Source organism: Limnohabitans sp. DM1 (assembly GCF_001269385.1).
Taxonomy (GTDB): Bacteria; Pseudomonadota; Gammaproteobacteria; order Burkholderiales; family Burkholderiaceae_C; genus Limnohabitans_A.
In genome coordinates this window covers 83,629-97,781 of record NZ_CXOO01000031.1, presented here as the reverse complement: position 1 = coordinate 97,781, position 14,153 = coordinate 83,629, and the positions used below count along the sequence as shown (strand labels likewise).

Genomic DNA, 14,153 nt, shown 5'->3' with positions numbered 1-14,153 from the left:
GTCGGGCATCATTTCATTCTTAACCGGCTTCGTTTATCTGTCGCAGTCCGGTTTGGTCCAAGTTAAACCACTAAAAGCTTATGGTCGATTTTCCAACGCTGCAGACATCCCGACTCACGCTGCGTGAGATTGTGGAATCGGATGCGGAGAATATTTTGCAAATACATGGCAACGCCGAGTACATGAGATGGTTCGGGTCGGATCCGATTCGCGATCTTGACGGTGCCACGAAGTTGGTCGCTACGTTTGCCAGTTGGCGGAAAGAGCCGGTTTCCGGTGCACGCTGGGCTTTGGAATTGAAAGACCAAGCCGGACTGATCGGCACATGCGGCTTGTTTCGCTGGAATCGCAACTGGAAATCCTGCATCGTCGGTTACGAAATCGCTGCGGCGCATCAGGGCCGCGGCTATGTCAAAGAAGCGCTAATAGCAATCATCACCTGGGGTTTCCGAGAGGTGCAGTTGAATCGAATCGAGGCGCAGGTTCACCCTGACAACTCAGCATCTCTGGCCTTACTCGAGGCGCTTGGGTTTCAGCAAGAGGGGCGACAACGGGAAGCTGGGTACTGGGCGGGACAGCATCACGACCTTCTTCAATACGCACTGCTCAATGGGCAGTGGCGAACAGAGAATGCGGTCTAAGCTTTTGTTACTCGCTCCCAGGTAAGCCGAAAACCAGTCATTGACCAATCGTACCAATTGGCGTACGCTTCGCGGCTCAGGAGTTCACCATGCAAATCCTCTCCGCCAGCGAAGCACGCGCCAATCTCTACCGCCTGATGGATCAGGCTGCCGAGTCGCATCAGCCCATCACCATTGCAGGCAAACGCCATGACGCGGTGCTTTTGTCCGCAGAAGACTGGCAAGCCATACAGGAAACGCTCTACTTGCTTTCGGTGCCAGGCATGCGTGACACCCTCAAGGAGGGTATGAAAGAACCCGTCGAGGCCTGTGCCAAGGAGCTCGACTGGTGAGTTGGCAAGTGGTTTTTGCCAAGCATGCACAAAAGGATGCGCAAAAACTCGCTGCAAGTGGGTTGAAGACCAAAGCCCAAGAGCTTCTGGCCGTCATCCAGGAAAATCCTTTTCAGAATCCGCCGCCCTATGAAAAACTGGTGGGCGACCTTTCTGGTGCCTTTTTGCGTCGGATCAACATTCAGCACCGCCTTGTTTACGAAGTGCTGCAGGACCAGAAAACCATCAAGGTTCTGCGCATGTGGTCGCACTATGAGTGAGCCATAGATTGGGAATGCTTTCGCTCGGTGTCATGCGCTATGGGTCATTGCACGGCTGCCAGCGGATGGATCGCATGAACGAAGTGGTTAACGCCACGGCGCATGTCAATGCCCATCACCGTTTCAATCCCGCATAAAAGTTCTCATCTGGCCCGACCGCCAGCAGCATGGCCTCGGTGGCCTCGTCCAGCACTTTTTTATCGCGGGCGTGTAGCTTCTTGGCGACCCTGCTGAACGACGGTGTGGCGCTGACGGCCAGCATCAGCCGAACTCATAAGGGGCAGCCAGTCCCGTTTTGGCTTCTTCTCGCGCGAGCATGGTGTCTTGGATCAGGCGCAGGGGCATGTCGGGGTTGTCGATCACGGCTTTGCCGATGCGGGCCTAGTACTCGATTTGCCTTGGCACAGAGCGGTGCTCCGCTGCAGCATAGGGTTTGGCGGCCTCGACCAATTCGTCAGAAAGTTTCATTGCAACAGCCATGGTGCTTTTCCTTGATGAGGTTGTATTTTGCAAGCTATGAATGTTTATTGCAGCCTGAATTCAAGCGAAAACGCTTCTTCAGCTTCGCCGACGAGAAGGGTCATGAGCTGATATAGTTGTACCAATAAACGTACAGGAGTGCCACCATGGATGCCATGACTTACAGCACCGCACGCGCCAATCTGGCGAGCGTGATGAACCGTGTGTGCGAGGACCACGAGCCCCTGATCATCACCCGCAATGGGGATCAATCGGTGGTGATGCTTTCGCTTGAAGATTACAAAGCGCTTGAAGAGACGGCCTATCTCTTGCGCACGCCTGCCAATGCACGGCGTTTGCTGGCGGCGGTGGGGCAACTCCAAGCGGGGCAGGGCGTTGAACGCGAGTTGCTCAAGTGAAACTCGTTTTTGCCGAGCTGGCTTGGGAGGATTACCTCTATTGGCAAAAGCAGGACCGCAAAATGGTGGACCGCATCAACAAGCTGATCGAGGCCACGGCGCGTGATCCTTTTGCAGGCGTGGGCAAGCCAGAGCCCTTGAAGCATGCGCTCTCTGGTTTTTGGTCGCGCCGCATCAACGAAGAGCACCGCATGGTCTATCGCGTTGAAGGTGATCAGCTGCAAATCGCCCAATTGAGGCTGCATTACTGAGTTTTGAAGGCGCTGGTCGATAGGCCAGTGCGTACGCATTAAGATCACCCCCCTATGAATTGGCTCGACAAAATCAAATGGGATGACAAAGGCCTGGTGCCGGTCATTGCCCAGGAACAAGGCTCCGGCGACGTGTTGATGTTCGCCTGGATGAACCGCGAGGCGCTGCAAAAGACGGCCGAGCTGAAAAGGGCGGTGTATTTCAGCCGCTCCCGCAACAAGCTGTGGTTCAAGGGCGAGGAGTCCGGCCATGTGCAGACGGTGCACGACATCCGCATCGATTGCGACAACGATGTGGTGCTGCTCAAAGTCACGCAGCTGGGCCACGAGCCGGGCATTGCCTGCCACACGGGCCGCCACAGCTGCTTTTTCCAGAGCCTGCAAGCCGACGAGTGGCAGGCGGCCGATCCGGTCCTGAAAGACCCCGAAACCATTTACAAGTGAATGCCATGACCAACCAGGACATCCTTGACCGCCTCGCGGCCGTGGTCGAAAGCCGCAAACCCGCCAACGGCGGCGACCCCGAGAAAAGCTATGTGGCCCGCCTGCTGCACAAGGGGCCGGACGCCTTTTTGAAGAAAATCGGTGAAGAGGCCACCGAAACCGTGATGGCCGCCAAAGACGTGGACCATGGCGGGGACAAAACCAAGCTGGTGGGCGAGGTGGCCGATTTGTGGTTCCACAGCATGATCGCGCTGGCGCACTATGGCTTGACCCCCGCCGACGTGGTCAATGAGCTGGCCCGCCGGGAGGGCCTGAGCGGCCTGGAAGAAAAAGCCCTGCGCAAAGTGCAAGAGCGCGAGCGCTTGGGGGAGTAAGCTGTAGCCATGAACACACAACCTTCCAACGACAGCACCCACACCATCAGCTGGGTCAGTTACATCCTGCACCTGATTGTGGCCGTGAGCGCGGTCATTCCTGGGGCGCAGATGGGGCCGGCCTTGCTGGTGGTGGCGCTCATCATTGATCTGGTCAAAAAAGGCGATGCCCATGGCTGGGAGGGCACGCATTTCAGCTACCGCATCCGCACCGTGATCTGGGCGGCTTTGCTGTACCTGGTGACCTTGCCGCTCTGGTTTTTCTTTGTCTTTCCGGGCTGGCTGGCCTGGGTGGCCATTTCGATCTGGTTTTTGTACCGCATTGTGCTGGGCATGGTGCGCTTGAACGCGCAGCGGCCTGTGACCGAATGACATTTTTTGACTTTGAATCCCATCAAGACATGACCGACGCCAACTGTATTTTTTGCAAAATCATCGCGGGCCAGATTCCCTCGCGCAAGGTGTACGAAGACGAGCATGTGTTCGCCTTTCATGACATCGCACCTTGGGCGCCCATCCATTTCCTGATCATTCCCAAGCTGCACATCCCGTCGATGGCGCAGCTGGTCCCTGAGCACGCTGCTTTGATGGGCCACATGATGACCCTGGCACCCAAGCTGGCTTTGCAAGAAGGTTGCAACCCTTACCCGGACGGCGGTTTTCGTCTTTTGGTCAACAATGGGAGCGAAGGCGGACAGGAAGTGCACCACCTGCACATGCACGTCATGGGCGGCCCGCGCCCATGGTTGCGGGGTTGAAAAGGCGCTTTTGCCCCCCAAATCCTTCCTTCCTCAGGGCCGATCCGATACCGGGTGTCTATCCCCTTAGAATCCTTGCATTAACAGGAGAGTTTCATGGGTACTTTTTCCATTTGGCACTGGCTGATCGTGCTGCTGATCGTGGTCATGGTGTTCGGCACCAAAAAGCTCAAAAACATGGGCTCTGACTTGGGTGGCGCAGTCAAAGGCTTCAAGGACGGCATGAAAGAGGGCGGCACCAAGGACGAGGCAGCCCCTGTCGCCGGTCAGGTCACAGCATCGACTACGGCTCAGCCCGAAAAGACCACCATCGACGTCGAAGCCAAGACCAAGTCTTGAACGCTTGCACTTTTGAACGACTGAACGCCGCACTGTGCTGGATTTAAGCTTTTCGAAAATGGCGCTCATCGGGGTGGTGGCGTTGATCGTTATCGGTCCTGAAAAACTGCCCAAGGTGGCCCGCACGCTGGGCACCCTTTTGGGCAAGGCGCAGCGTTATGTTTCAGATGTCAAGGCCGAGGTCAATCGGTCCATGGACCTCGAAGAGCTCAAAAAGATGAAAGAAACCATGGAGACGGCGGCTCGCGATGTCGAGCAAACGGTCCAAACCACGGCTTCTGATTTTGAAAAAGACTGGGCTGAGACAACAGCCGGGCTCAACAGCGACCTGCCCACCATCGAGCCGCCACCGCCTTATTACGTTCGCCCAGACAAAAACTGGCGTCTCAAGCGTGGTGCTGTGCCCCAGTGGTACAAAGCACGCTCTGGCGTGCGCACCAAGGCGTTATCGGGTGCCGCACGGGTGGCCCGTTATCGGCCCAAGCCCCTCAATTCTGTGTGACGGTTGCGCACCTGCGGTGCGCCCCGTCCAACCGATCCCGCTATGTCCGATACCCCCTCCCAGCCCGACGACGAACTCAAAGGTTCCGAACAACCTTTTGTGGCGCACCTGATCGAGTTGCGCGACCGCCTGATCTGGGCGGTGGCCGCTGTGGCTGTCGCTGCGGCTGCCTTGGCCATTTACCCCGGCCCTGGCAATTTGTACGACATCTTGGCTGCCCCCCTGGTGGTGCATCTGCCCAAGGGGGCCACATTGATCGCCACCTCGGTTATTTCGCCTTTCATGGTGCCGCTCAAGATTTTGTTGATGAGCGCCTTTTTGATCGCTCTGCCGGTGGTGCTTTACCAGGTCTGGGCCTTTGTGGCCCCCGGTTTGTACAGCCACGAAAAAAAGCTGGTCATGCCTTTGGTGGTGTCCAGCACGGTGCTGTTTTTCATCGGGGTGGCGTTTTGTTACTTCTTCGTGTTTGGCCAGGTGTTCAGTTTTATCCAGAGTTTTGCCCCCAAAAGCATCACTGCTGCGCCTGACATCGAGGCTTACCTGAGCTTTGTGTTGTCCATGTTCCTGGCCTTTGGTCTGGCGTTTGAAGTGCCCGTGGCTGTGGTTGTGCTGGCCCGTATGGGCGTGGTCAGCATTCAAAAGCTCAAGGATTTTCGGGGTTACTTCGTGGTGCTGGCCTTTGTGATCGCCGCCGTGGTCACGCCCCCTGATGTGGTGTCTCAGCTGGCGCTGGCCATTCCCATGTGCCTGCTCTACGAGTTGGGCATTTGGGCAGCGCAAGTGTTCATCAAACACACGCAAGCGCCAGACGAAGCTTCCAGCGCTTCTTGATGTAATCACCGGGCTATTCGATCGGTTTTGGGCATCAGCCTGTACAGGCTGCCAATCGATCGCCGGTGGATGGTGCCACCAATTGCAATCACATCAACCGGCCATTGAGGGCTTCGATGGCCTTGATATACAAAGGGGCCTGTTGGCCCCTTTTTTGCGGATTTATCCCTGGTCAATGCAATGAAAACGCGATGTCAGCGAGCCTTCTTGATGGAAGGGCGTTCGGCCGGGGTGATGCGCAAGTTGGTTTCACCCTGTCGCCGCCAGATTTGGACATCTGTCGGCGTGCCAGGTTTGAGCGCTGCCACTTGCGTGAGCAACTCAGACACGTTGCTGACGGGGCTGCCGCCCACTTTCACGATCACATCGCCCGGACGAATGCCGGCTTTGGCGGCGGGGCCATTTTGTAAAACCCCGGTGATCACAACGCCCTTGGGCAGGGTGTTTTGACCGGATTTGGGCAGCTGAAAACTCTCGGCCAATTCGGGTGACATGTCTTGCGGCTCTACGCCGATCCAGCCTCGCGTGACTTTGCCGTCTTTGAGCAGATCTTGCATGACCTGTTGGGCGGTGGATACAGGGATGGCAAAACCTATGCCCATATTGCCCCCGGAGCGCGAGTAAATGGCTGTGTTGACACCCATCAGGTGACCGTTGACATCGACAAGAGCTCCGCCCGAGTTGCCAGGGTTGATGGCGGCATCGGTCTGAATGAAGTTCTCAAAGGTGTTGATGCCCAGTTGGTTGCGGCCCAGCGCGCTCACGATGCCGGAGGTGACGGTTTGACCGACGCCAAAAGGATTGCCGATGGCCAGCACAACGTCGCCTACTTGCAGGTTTTGGGTTTGACCCAGCACGATCACGGGCAATTTATCGAGCTTGATCTTGAGCAAGGCCAGATCGGTGTCGGGGTCGGTGCCGATGACTTTGGCCGCAGCACGGCGCCCGTCAGTCAAAACAACTTCGATGTCATCTGCATCTTCGATGACGTGGTTGTTGGTCAGGATGTGGCCCTCGGGGCTGACGATGACCCCGCTGCCCAAGCCCGCAGTGTTGGGCTCATCTTGTTCGCCGTAGAAAAATTTAAACCAAGGGTCTTGCGGCGTCTGGCTGTTGGCTTTGCTGGTGTTGATGCTGACGACCGCTGGTGAGGCTTTTTGGGCAGGCCCGCTCAAACTGCCCATGGGGCGATGGTTAGTGGCGTTGGGCGGACTTTGCAATAGCGTCATGCCGTTGGCCGAGTCATGCGCTCTGCGCAACCAATCGGGCTGCAAGGTGGCGACGACAAACCAGATGGCCAGAAAAACTGTCACCCATTGAGAAAAGAGGAGCCAATAGCGTTTCATGTGGGGGATTGTCCTTGATCTGTGCGGTTGATGTGGCGTTTTGCTGGCGTGCTTCAGACACAATGAGATGTTCATGACAAACACTCACCCCCATGACTGATGCCAAAACCCTGGGCCAGGCATTTGATGCCTTGCTGCAACCTGAAAAATTTCGTGACTACGGACCCAATGGCCTGCAGGTAGAAGGCGACCGGGACATTCGCTTGCTTGTCAGTGGCGTCACGGCCAGCAGAGCACTGATTGAAGCGGCCATTGAGGCTCATGCCGATGCCATTTTGGTGCACCATGGCTTGTTTTGGCGGGGGCAAGATGGGCGCGTCACAGGCTGGATGCGTGAGCGATTGCGTTTGTTGCTGACCCATGGGATTCATTTGTTTGCCTACCATCTTCCACTGGATGCGCACCCTGAATTGGGTAACAACGCGCAATTGGGCCGTGTGCTGGATTTGCGCGCCGATGCTCGTTTTGGTGAGCAGGACTTGGGTTTTGTGGGTGCTGGCGCACAGACGTGGTCAAAACCTCAAGCATTGGCTGATCATGTGGCCAAGCAATTGGGTCGTCATGTGACTTGCGTGGGTGATGCCGCAAGACCGGTTCGGCGAGTGGCCTGGTGCACAGGCGGGGCGCAAGGGTATTTCGAGTCGGCCATTGCAGCGGGTGCAGATGCCTTCATTACCGGCGAAATTTCGGAGCCGCAAGCCCATTTGGCCCGTGAAACCGGCGTGGCATTTTTGGCGTGTGGACACCATGCCAGTGAGCGCTATGGCGCACCTGCTGTAGGCGAGCGCGTGGCAAACGACCTGGGCTTGACCCATCGCTTCATTGAAATTGACAACCCCGCATGAATAGATACGCCATGTCCTCGGATACGCCTTGCATCACCCGTCCCATTGCCATCACACCCGGCGACCCTTGCGGCATTGGCCCGGAAATCATTGCGCGTGCCTGGTGTCATGCGCCGGCTGTCACGCAGGGCTGTTTCGTTGCCGGGGATGTGCAGCTGATGCGACGCGCCTTGGATTTGGTGCATTCGGGGCCAGCGTTTCCGGTGTTTGAAATCACTGAGCCTTCACAAGCGCTGAGTGTGCCCCCACGTTGTTTGCCGGTGTTGCAGGTTGTGCCTACTGCGCCTGTGCTGCCATGGGGAATTGTCGATGCACGGGCTGGGCAATTGGCCGGGGAGGCGGTGTTGTGGGCTACGCGTGCCGCCTTGCGCGGCGAGGTCGCGGCCTTGGTGACAGCGCCCTTGCACAAGGAGGCCTTGCACGCGGCCGGTGCGCCCTATGACCAATACCCGGGTCACACTGAATTGCTGCAAGCCGAGGCAGCACGTCATGCAGGCTTGCCGCTGGCGCAGATGCCGGTGCGCATGATGCTGGCCAATGATGAGTTACGCACAGTCCTGGTCAGCATCCACCTGTCTTTGCGCGATGCGCTCAATGCCATCACGCAGGAACGTGTGCTACAAACCTTGCGCATCACGGACGCATCGCTGAGCCGGATTTTGGGGCGTCGACCCCGCATCGCTGTTGCAGGGGTGAATCCGCACGCAGGCGAGGGAGGCTTGTTTGGCCGTGAAGAAATCGAGGTCTTGCAGCCTTGTTTGGCTTCGGCGCGGCAAGACGGCCTGGATGTGCATGGGCCGTTTGCGCCAGACACCGTATTCATGCGAGCCCGACAACAATCAGATGGTCGTCGCGAGTTTGATGTGGTGATTGCCATGTATCACGACCAGGGCTTGATTCCCGTCAAATATTTGGGGGTGGAGCAGGGGGTGAATGTGACTTTAGGCTTGCCTTTGGTCAGGACCAGCCCAGACCACGGCACAGCCATGGATGTGGCCGGCCAGGGGGTGGCCGACCCCCGCAGCATGATCCAGGCCATCCAAATGGCCAGACAATTGATCTGACCTGCGCGCAGTAAATTGATCAGGCTTTGTTTTTCAGGCTGTCACGAATTTCACGCAGCAACACCACTTCTTCTGGTGTGACGGCAGTTTCTGCTGGCGCTGCGGGGGCTGCGGCCATGAGTTTGTTCATCTGACGCACCATGATGAAAATGATGAACGCCAAAATGATGAAATTCAATGCCACCGTGATAAAGCTGCCATAGGCAAAGACGGCCCCCAACTTTTTGGCCTCCACCAAGGGCAGCCCTGCGGCTTGACCTGCCAGGGCCAGGTAGTAGTTGGAAAAATCAAGTCCGCCAAAGGCCTTGCTGATGAGCGGCATGATCAGATCGCCGACCACCGAATCAACTATTTTGCCAAAAGCGCCGCCGATGATCACACCAACTGCCAGGTCCATGACGTTGCCTTTGAGGGCAAAAGCTTTGAATTCCTGAACAAAGGACATTGAAAATGCTCCATAAAAAAAACTAAGACTGCTTATTGTGAACCATGCAGCTGGACTGGCATCGACTTGTAAGTCGCTTGTCTGTTTCACTCCGCTACAATCCCGGGTTGACCCTGATAACGACTCGCTAGAGGAATCCCATGAGTGACACCCCAGTCGACAGCAGCAAACGGACTTGGCTTGCAGCCACCGTTGGCGCGGGCGCCGTAGGCGCTGGCTTTGTGGCCACCCCCTTCATCAGTAGCTTCCAGCCATCCGAACGAGCCAAAGCCGCTGGCGCCGCCGTCGAAGTGGATATTTCTGCGCTCAAGACAGGTGAAAAACTCACCGTCGAGTGGCGTGGCAAGCCGGTTTGGATCATGAAGCGTTCACCAGAACAGCTCGAATCCCTGAAAAAATTGGATGGGCAATTGGCCGATCCGACATCGAGTCGCACGGCTTACCCCACACCCGAATACGCCAAGAATGGCCACCGCTCGATCAAGCCCGAGGTGATGGTCGCTGTGGGCATTTGCACCCACCTGGGCTGCTCACCTGGCGACAAGTTTGCCACCGGCGCCCAGCCTTCCCTGCCTGATGATTGGCAAGGTGGTTTCCTGTGTGCATGCCACGGATCGACATTTGACTTGGCTGGACGTGTTTTCAAGAACAAACCCGCACCAGACAACCTGGAAGTGCCGCCACACATGTACCTGTCGGACACCAAGCTGATCATCGGTGAAGACAAGAAGGCTTGATGGAGACTGACATGGCTGAATTCAAAGAAATCTCCCCCAACGCCCCTGCCGGCGAAAAACTGCTCAACTGGGTGGACAACCGATTCCCGTTGTCCAAGCTCTATAAAGACCATTTGTCCGAGTATTACGCATCCAAAAATCTGAATTTTTGGTACGTGTTTGGTGCTCTGTCGCTCCTGGTCCTCGTGATCCAAATCGTGACCGGTATTTTCCTGGTCATGCACTACAAGCCAGATGCTGCTTTGGCCTTCGCTTCGGTGGAGTACATCATGCGTGATGTTCCTTGGGGCTGGCTGATTCGATACATGCATTCCACTGGCGCATCTGCATTCTTTGTGGTGGTGTATCTGCACATGTTCCGTGGACTGATCTACGGCAGTTACCGCAAGCCACGCGAGCTGGTCTGGATTTTCGGCTGCGCCATCTTCCTTTGCCTGATGGCTGAAGCCTTCATGGGTTACCTGCTGCCTTGGGGCCAGATGTCCTACTGGGGTGCTCAGGTTATTGTTAACCTGTTCTCAGCAATTCCATTTATTGGGCCTGACTTGGCTTTGTTGATCCGTGGTGATTTCGTGGTGGGCGATGCCACCTTGAACCGTTTCTTCAGCTTCCACGTCATTGCCGTGCCGTTGGTGCTCTTGGGCTTGGTCGTTGCCCACATCATTGCTTTGCACGAAGTGGGTTCCAACAACCCCGACGGCGTGGAGATCAAGGCACCCGATGCGCCCAAAGACGCTCGTGGTAACCCATTGGATGGCATTCCTTTCCACCCTTACTACACCGTGCACGACATCTTCTCGGTCAGCATCTTCTTGATGGCTTTCACTGCGGTGGTGTTCTTCGCGCCTGAATTCGGTGGTTACTTCCTCGAATACAACAACTTCATTCCGGCCGATCCGCTGACCACGCCTTTGCACATTGCACCTGTTTGGTACTTCACGCCTTACTACTCCATGCTGCGTGCCATCACCAGTGAGATGATGTACGTGTTGATCGCTTGCGTGGTGGTCGGTGCTGTGTTGGCTGTGGCCAAAGGCAAGCTGCCTACACTGCTCAAAGGTGCCGTCATTGGCGCTGCAGTGGTGATCTCTGCGCTGATGCTTGCCATTGATGCCAAGTTCTGGGGTGTGGTGGTCATGGGCGGTGCTGTGATCATCATGTTCTTCTTGCCATGGCTGGATTACAGCCCCGTAAAGTCCATCCGCTACCGTCCTGACTGGCACAAGTACATGTATGCGGTGTTCGTGATCAATTTCTTGGTCTTGGGCTATTTGGGTGTACAGCCACCCTCGCCGATTGGTGAGCGTGTATCTCAAGTCGGTTCCCTGTTTTATTTCGGCTTCTTCTTGTTGATGCCTTGGTGGAGCAAGCTGGGTACGCCCAAGCAGGTGCCTGACCGCGTGACCTTCACGCCTCACTGAGATCACGGAGATTCAAGAAAATGAAAAACATCAAGAAACTCGCTTTGGGCTTTGTGATGGCCCTTGGTTTGGTGACAGGTGCCCAAGCCGCTGGCGGCGGCATCTCTTGGGACAAGGCGCCCGCAAAGACCAACGATCTGGCTGCCCTGCAAAACGGCGCCAAATTGTTCGTCAACTACTGTCTGAATTGCCACTCTGCCGCTTTCATGCGTTACAACCGTCTGAAAGATATCGGCTTGACCGAGCAACAGATTAAGGACAACCTGTTGTTCACCACCATCAAGGTTGGCGACACCATGAAGGCGGCCATCGACCCGTTGCAAGCCAAAGAGTGGTTCGGTAAGAACCCGCCCGACTTGACACTGGTGGCCCGTTCGCGTTCAGGCCATGGTGGCACTGGTGCTGATTACCTCTACACCTACATGCGCACCTACTACCGCGACGAGACCAAGCCCACGGGTTGGAACAACTTGGCTTATCCCAATGTGGGCATGCCCAACCCCCTGTGGGAGTTGCAAGGCGAGCGTGAACCTATTTTTGAAGAAAAAGAAGAGCACGGCCACAAGGTCCAGATTTTCAAAGGCTGGAAGCAGACCAAACCCGGTACGATGACACCGCTGCAATATGACCAGGCCATCGGTGATCTGGTCGGTTACATGCAGTGGATGGCTGAGCCCGCCCAAAACAGCCGTGTGCGCATTGGTGTGTGGGTTTTGCTGTTCTTGTCAGTCTTCTCCTTTATCGCTTGGCGTCTGAATGCTGCGTATTGGAAAGATATCAAGTAATTGATATTTCACCCGGCAAGCTGCCGGGTTCTGCAGAGTGGTGGGCTGAGAAGGCCTCCCACTCTTTTTGATTTTTTGAGGAGCCTCTTGCCATGATGGTGCTTTATTCCGGAACCACTTGCCCTTTTTCCCATCGTTGCCGTTTTGTACTGTTTGAAAAAGGCATGGACTTCGAAATCCGTGATGTGGACCTCTACAACAAGCCTGAAGACATCAATGTGATGAACCCTTACGGGCAGGTGCCGATTCTGGTTGAGCGTGACCTGATCCTGTACGAGTCGAACATCATCAATGAGTACATTGATGAGCGGTTTCCGCACCCCCAATTGATGCCCGGAGATCCGGTGGACCGCGCGCGTGTGCGTTTGTTCTTGCTCAATTTCGAGAAAGAGCTTTTCTCGCATGTCCTGACGCTGGAAAACCGTGCCCTCAAAGGCAATGACAAAGCCCTGGAAAAAGCCCGAGCGCACATCCGTGATCGCCTGACCCAATTGGCACCGGTGTTCCTGAAAAACAAGTTCATGCTGGGCGACAACTTCTCGATGCTCGATGTGGCGATTGCACCTTTGCTCTGGCGCCTGGATTACTACGGCATTGAGCTGAGTAAGAATGCTGCGCCTTTGCTAAAGTATGCTGAACGCATCTTCTCGCGCCCGGCCTACATTGAAGCATTGACCCCATCTGAAAAGGTCATGCGCAAATAAATACGCATGGAGTTCACAATGATCAGTGACACCGAATTGCCTTCCACTCGCCCGTATTTGATCCGGGCGTTGTATGAGTGGTGCTCTGAAAACGGCTTCACACCCTATGTGGCCGTCAAGGTGGACAACTCGGTGCAGGTGCCGCGTGAATATGTGCAAGGTGGCGAGATCGTGTTGAACGTCAGCATGGATGCCACCAGCTCCCTCAAGTTGGGTAATGACTTCATTGAATTCAAGGCCCGCTTTGGGGGTAAGCCCCGAGACATCATGGTGCCCATTGAACGTGTGATGGCCATCTATGCGCGTGAAAACGGGCAAGGTATGGCGTTTCCGGTCAGCGATGAGTCAAAACATGTATTGAGCTTGTCCGAAGTGAAGACGCCATCTTCTGTCGACAGTGATGGCGACCATCCCAACCCTCCAGCAGCGCCAGTAAGACCTGCCTTGAAGAGGATCAAGTGAAAAAATAACAAGTGAGGGCTCTGAAATTGGCCTTGGGGCACGTTAAAATATGACCCGTGCCGCTTTAGCTCAGTTGGTAGAGCACCCGCCTTGTAAGCGGTAGGTCGTCAGTTCGAATCCGACAAGCGGCACCATGCATCAAAAGGCCCTGATTAAAAGATCAGGGCCTTTTTTCTTGTGCGCACAGCATAGGCGCACACCTGCAGTAGTCAGTGGATTGAGTCAATCACACGACTCGGCTTTGGACCTTGATGCGAATGGAGTTGACTGGCATCCCTTTGGTGTTGAGGTGCGCCTGTAAAGCGGGCACCAATTGACGCAGTTTGGCAGCTACAGCATTCGAGTTGACCAACAAACACCATGCGCCATCCTCAATCGGGCCGGCCTGAACACAGGCTTTAAGCGGTGCAGGCAACAAGCTGCGAATGGTTTGAAGACGTTCGGAGGATTCACGCAAACGGCTGACCAGAAGAGCTAAGTTGGGGGATTCCTGAACGGCTTGTTGTAAGGGAATGGCGTGATGTCGTCTTTGCATGGATGGCTGATTATCCGGTACATGGTGACCAGAGGTGCGAAGCTGAAAAGGCATTGGGCACAAAGGCTAAAATCAGACCATTGAGCTGGTGCCTGAGGCGGCCAGCTTGTCACGATGGGTCTTGTGTCCCATCGGACCGGCATCATATGAACCCTTTAACCTGACAGGATAGACGGTCTGTTTCTCAGCCCTTGGGCTG

General features: G+C 55.7%; 23 protein-coding genes and 1 tRNA gene. 20 read left to right on the top strand and 4 right to left on the bottom strand.

Going from position 1 to position 14,153, the window contains the following annotated elements; genetic code table 11:
• Nucleotides 1-80 precede the first annotated feature (80 nt).
• The 3 genes from AMM33_RS12675 to AMM33_RS12665 all read left to right on the top strand — a co-directional run bounded on the left by AMM33_RS12675 (nucleotide 81) and on the right by AMM33_RS12665 (nucleotide 1,233).
• A complete protein-coding gene (locus AMM33_RS12675; protein WP_090141671.1) occupies nucleotides 81-641 on the top strand; it encodes a GNAT family N-acetyltransferase in 561 nt (186 codons plus the stop codon).
• A gap of 89 nt (nucleotides 642-730) precedes the next feature.
• Nucleotides 731-973, top strand: a complete 243-nt coding sequence (locus tag AMM33_RS12670; RefSeq protein ID WP_090141670.1) for a type II toxin-antitoxin system Phd/YefM family antitoxin — start codon at nucleotides 731-733, stop codon at nucleotides 971-973.
• Nucleotides 970-1,233, top strand: a complete 264-nt coding sequence (locus AMM33_RS12665; RefSeq protein WP_090141669.1) for a Txe/YoeB family addiction module toxin — start codon at nucleotides 970-972, stop codon at nucleotides 1,231-1,233. The genes AMM33_RS12670 and AMM33_RS12665 overlap by 4 nt, the downstream gene beginning before the upstream one ends.
• A gap of 115 nt (nucleotides 1,234-1,348) precedes the next feature.
• Here AMM33_RS12665 and AMM33_RS22015 read toward each other — a convergent pair whose 3' ends face one another.
• Complete coding sequence (locus AMM33_RS22015) at nucleotides 1,349-1,495, bottom strand: type II toxin-antitoxin system RelE/ParE family toxin (protein ID WP_194945433.1); 147 nt, start codon at nucleotides 1,493-1,495, stop codon at nucleotides 1,349-1,351.
• A gap of 364 nt (nucleotides 1,496-1,859) precedes the next feature.
• Here AMM33_RS22015 and AMM33_RS12655 point away from each other — a divergent pair, with 364 nt between their 5' ends.
• From AMM33_RS12655 to tatC, 9 genes are all read left to right on the top strand, one after another.
• Nucleotides 1,860-2,111 (top strand): type II toxin-antitoxin system Phd/YefM family antitoxin, encoded by a 252-nt coding sequence (locus AMM33_RS12655; protein WP_090141668.1) that lies wholly within the window; start codon nucleotides 1,860-1,862, stop codon nucleotides 2,109-2,111.
• The gene (locus tag AMM33_RS12650; RefSeq protein ID WP_090141667.1) at nucleotides 2,108-2,362 is read left to right on the top strand and encodes a Txe/YoeB family addiction module toxin; all 255 of its coding nucleotides are present in this window, start codon (nucleotides 2,108-2,110) and stop codon (nucleotides 2,360-2,362) included. Before AMM33_RS12655 ends, AMM33_RS12650 begins: the two co-directional genes overlap by 4 nt.
• Nucleotides 2,363-2,416: 54 nt before the next feature.
• Nucleotides 2,417-2,806 carry a phosphoribosyl-AMP cyclohydrolase gene (gene hisI, locus AMM33_RS12645; RefSeq protein WP_053171708.1) on the top strand — a complete coding sequence of 130 codons (390 nt, stop codon included), beginning with the start codon at nucleotides 2,417-2,419 and terminating at the stop codon, nucleotides 2,804-2,806.
• 5 nt (nucleotides 2,807-2,811) lie between these two features.
• Nucleotides 2,812-3,180, top strand: a complete 369-nt coding sequence (locus AMM33_RS12640) for a phosphoribosyl-ATP diphosphatase (protein WP_090141666.1) — start codon at nucleotides 2,812-2,814, stop codon at nucleotides 3,178-3,180.
• A gap of 9 nt (nucleotides 3,181-3,189) precedes the next feature.
• The gene (locus AMM33_RS12635; protein WP_090141665.1) at nucleotides 3,190-3,552 is read left to right on the top strand and encodes a DUF4870 family protein; all 363 of its coding nucleotides are present in this window, start codon (nucleotides 3,190-3,192) and stop codon (nucleotides 3,550-3,552) included.
• 29 nt (nucleotides 3,553-3,581) lie between these two features.
• On the top strand, nucleotides 3,582-3,938 hold the full coding sequence (locus tag AMM33_RS12630; protein ID WP_090141718.1) for a histidine triad nucleotide-binding protein: 357 nt from the start codon (nucleotides 3,582-3,584) through the stop codon (nucleotides 3,936-3,938).
• A 96-nt stretch (nucleotides 3,939-4,034) separates the two neighbouring features.
• The gene (gene tatA, locus AMM33_RS12625) at nucleotides 4,035-4,277 is read left to right on the top strand and encodes a Sec-independent protein translocase subunit TatA (RefSeq protein ID WP_090141664.1); all 243 of its coding nucleotides are present in this window, start codon (nucleotides 4,035-4,037) and stop codon (nucleotides 4,275-4,277) included.
• Nucleotides 4,278-4,311: 34 nt separating this feature from the next.
• Nucleotides 4,312-4,779 carry a Sec-independent protein translocase protein TatB gene (tatB, locus tag AMM33_RS12620; protein WP_090141663.1) on the top strand — a complete coding sequence of 156 codons (468 nt, stop codon included), beginning with the start codon at nucleotides 4,312-4,314 and terminating at the stop codon, nucleotides 4,777-4,779.
• Nucleotides 4,780-4,821: 42 nt separating this feature from the next.
• Nucleotides 4,822-5,610, top strand: coding sequence for a twin-arginine translocase subunit TatC (gene tatC / locus AMM33_RS12615; RefSeq protein WP_053171718.1), 789 nt, complete (start codon nucleotides 4,822-4,824; stop codon nucleotides 5,608-5,610).
• Between the two features lie 194 nt (nucleotides 5,611-5,804).
• On the opposite strand, the gene AMM33_RS12610 is transcribed toward tatC, so the two are convergent.
• Entirely contained in the window at nucleotides 5,805-6,956 is a 1,152-nt protein-coding gene (locus AMM33_RS12610) for a S1C family serine protease (RefSeq protein WP_090141662.1), read from the bottom strand.
• A 92-nt stretch (nucleotides 6,957-7,048) separates the two neighbouring features.
• Between AMM33_RS12610 and AMM33_RS12605 the strand changes: the two genes are divergently transcribed.
• Nucleotides 7,049-7,801 (top strand): Nif3-like dinuclear metal center hexameric protein, encoded by a 753-nt coding sequence (locus tag AMM33_RS12605; protein ID WP_090141661.1) that lies wholly within the window; start codon nucleotides 7,049-7,051, stop codon nucleotides 7,799-7,801.
• A complete protein-coding gene (gene pdxA, locus AMM33_RS12600; protein WP_228768111.1) occupies nucleotides 7,798-8,865 on the top strand; it encodes a 4-hydroxythreonine-4-phosphate dehydrogenase PdxA in 1,068 nt (355 codons plus the stop codon). Before AMM33_RS12605 ends, pdxA begins: the two co-directional genes overlap by 4 nt.
• A 19-nt stretch (nucleotides 8,866-8,884) precedes the next feature.
• Here pdxA and mscL read toward each other — a convergent pair whose 3' ends face one another.
• The gene (mscL, locus tag AMM33_RS12595) at nucleotides 8,885-9,310 is read right to left on the bottom strand and encodes a large conductance mechanosensitive channel protein MscL (RefSeq protein ID WP_090141659.1); all 426 of its coding nucleotides are present in this window, start codon (nucleotides 9,308-9,310) and stop codon (nucleotides 8,885-8,887) included.
• Nucleotides 9,311-9,450: 140 nt separating this feature from the next.
• Between mscL and petA the strand changes: the two genes are divergently transcribed.
• The 6 genes from petA to AMM33_RS12565 all read left to right on the top strand — a co-directional run bounded on the left by petA (nucleotide 9,451) and on the right by AMM33_RS12565 (nucleotide 13,553).
• Nucleotides 9,451-10,047, top strand: coding sequence for a ubiquinol-cytochrome c reductase iron-sulfur subunit (gene petA, locus AMM33_RS12590; protein WP_090141658.1), 597 nt, complete (start codon nucleotides 9,451-9,453; stop codon nucleotides 10,045-10,047).
• A gap of 11 nt (nucleotides 10,048-10,058) precedes the next feature.
• Nucleotides 10,059-11,468: a cytochrome b gene (locus tag AMM33_RS12585; protein ID WP_194945432.1), complete on the top strand. Its 1,410-nt coding sequence runs from the start codon at nucleotides 10,059-10,061 to the stop codon at nucleotides 11,466-11,468.
• A 29-nt stretch (nucleotides 11,469-11,497) separates the two neighbouring features.
• Nucleotides 11,498-12,253 carry a cytochrome c1 gene (locus AMM33_RS12580; RefSeq protein ID WP_090141717.1) on the top strand — a complete coding sequence of 252 codons (756 nt, stop codon included), beginning with the start codon at nucleotides 11,498-11,500 and terminating at the stop codon, nucleotides 12,251-12,253.
• 92 nt (nucleotides 12,254-12,345) lie between these two features.
• The gene (locus tag AMM33_RS12575) at nucleotides 12,346-12,957 is read left to right on the top strand and encodes a glutathione S-transferase N-terminal domain-containing protein (protein WP_090141656.1); all 612 of its coding nucleotides are present in this window, start codon (nucleotides 12,346-12,348) and stop codon (nucleotides 12,955-12,957) included.
• 18 nt (nucleotides 12,958-12,975) lie between these two features.
• Nucleotides 12,976-13,419: a ClpXP protease specificity-enhancing factor gene (locus tag AMM33_RS12570; protein ID WP_090141716.1), complete on the top strand. Its 444-nt coding sequence runs from the start codon at nucleotides 12,976-12,978 to the stop codon at nucleotides 13,417-13,419.
• 58 nt (nucleotides 13,420-13,477) lie between these two features.
• Nucleotides 13,478-13,553: transfer RNA gene (locus tag AMM33_RS12565), tRNA-Thr, on the top strand.
• 92 nt (nucleotides 13,554-13,645) lie between these two features.
• Here AMM33_RS12565 and AMM33_RS12560 read toward each other — a convergent pair.
• A complete protein-coding gene (locus AMM33_RS12560; protein WP_090141715.1) occupies nucleotides 13,646-13,954 on the bottom strand; it encodes a DciA family protein in 309 nt (102 codons plus the stop codon).
• Between the last annotated feature and the right edge of the window lie 199 nt (nucleotides 13,955-14,153).

Excerpts from the sequence above, each read along its gene's own strand:
- AMM33_RS12675 (WP_090141671.1), top strand. The coding sequence starts at position 81 with ATGGTCGATTTTCCAACGCTGCAGACATCCCGACTCACGCTGCGTGAG.
- AMM33_RS12605 (WP_090141661.1), top strand. The coding sequence starts at position 7,049 with ATGACTGATGCCAAAACCCTGGGCCAGGCATTTGATGCCTTGCTGCAA.
- hisI (WP_053171708.1), top strand. The coding sequence starts at position 2,417 with ATGAATTGGCTCGACAAAATCAAATGGGATGACAAAGGCCTGGTGCCG.
- AMM33_RS22015 (WP_194945433.1), bottom strand. The coding sequence starts at position 1,495 with ATGCTGGCCGTCAGCGCCACACCGTCGTTCAGCAGGGTCGCCAAGAAG.
- AMM33_RS12575 (WP_090141656.1), top strand. The coding sequence starts at position 12,346 with ATGATGGTGCTTTATTCCGGAACCACTTGCCCTTTTTCCCATCGTTGC.
- tatC (WP_053171718.1), top strand. The coding sequence starts at position 4,822 with ATGTCCGATACCCCCTCCCAGCCCGACGACGAACTCAAAGGTTCCGAA.
- pdxA (WP_228768111.1), top strand. The coding sequence starts at position 7,798 with ATGAATAGATACGCCATGTCCTCGGATACGCCTTGCATCACCCGTCCC.
- AMM33_RS12630 (WP_090141718.1), top strand. The coding sequence starts at position 3,582 with ATGACCGACGCCAACTGTATTTTTTGCAAAATCATCGCGGGCCAGATT.
- petA (WP_090141658.1), top strand. The coding sequence starts at position 9,451 with ATGAGTGACACCCCAGTCGACAGCAGCAAACGGACTTGGCTTGCAGCC.
- AMM33_RS12570 (WP_090141716.1), top strand. The coding sequence starts at position 12,976 with ATGATCAGTGACACCGAATTGCCTTCCACTCGCCCGTATTTGATCCGG.
- AMM33_RS12635 (WP_090141665.1), top strand. The coding sequence starts at position 3,190 with ATGAACACACAACCTTCCAACGACAGCACCCACACCATCAGCTGGGTC.
- AMM33_RS12655 (WP_090141668.1), top strand. The coding sequence starts at position 1,860 with ATGGATGCCATGACTTACAGCACCGCACGCGCCAATCTGGCGAGCGTG.
- tatA (WP_090141664.1), top strand. The coding sequence starts at position 4,035 with ATGGGTACTTTTTCCATTTGGCACTGGCTGATCGTGCTGCTGATCGTG.
- mscL (WP_090141659.1), bottom strand. The coding sequence starts at position 9,310 with ATGTCCTTTGTTCAGGAATTCAAAGCTTTTGCCCTCAAAGGCAACGTC.
- AMM33_RS12610 (WP_090141662.1), bottom strand. The coding sequence starts at position 6,956 with ATGAAACGCTATTGGCTCCTCTTTTCTCAATGGGTGACAGTTTTTCTG.
- AMM33_RS12640 (WP_090141666.1), top strand. The coding sequence starts at position 2,812 with ATGACCAACCAGGACATCCTTGACCGCCTCGCGGCCGTGGTCGAAAGC.
- AMM33_RS12670 (WP_090141670.1), top strand. The coding sequence starts at position 731 with ATGCAAATCCTCTCCGCCAGCGAAGCACGCGCCAATCTCTACCGCCTG.
- AMM33_RS12585 (WP_194945432.1), top strand. The coding sequence starts at position 10,059 with ATGGCTGAATTCAAAGAAATCTCCCCCAACGCCCCTGCCGGCGAAAAA.
- AMM33_RS12560 (WP_090141715.1), bottom strand. The coding sequence starts at position 13,954 with ATGCAAAGACGACATCACGCCATTCCCTTACAACAAGCCGTTCAGGAA.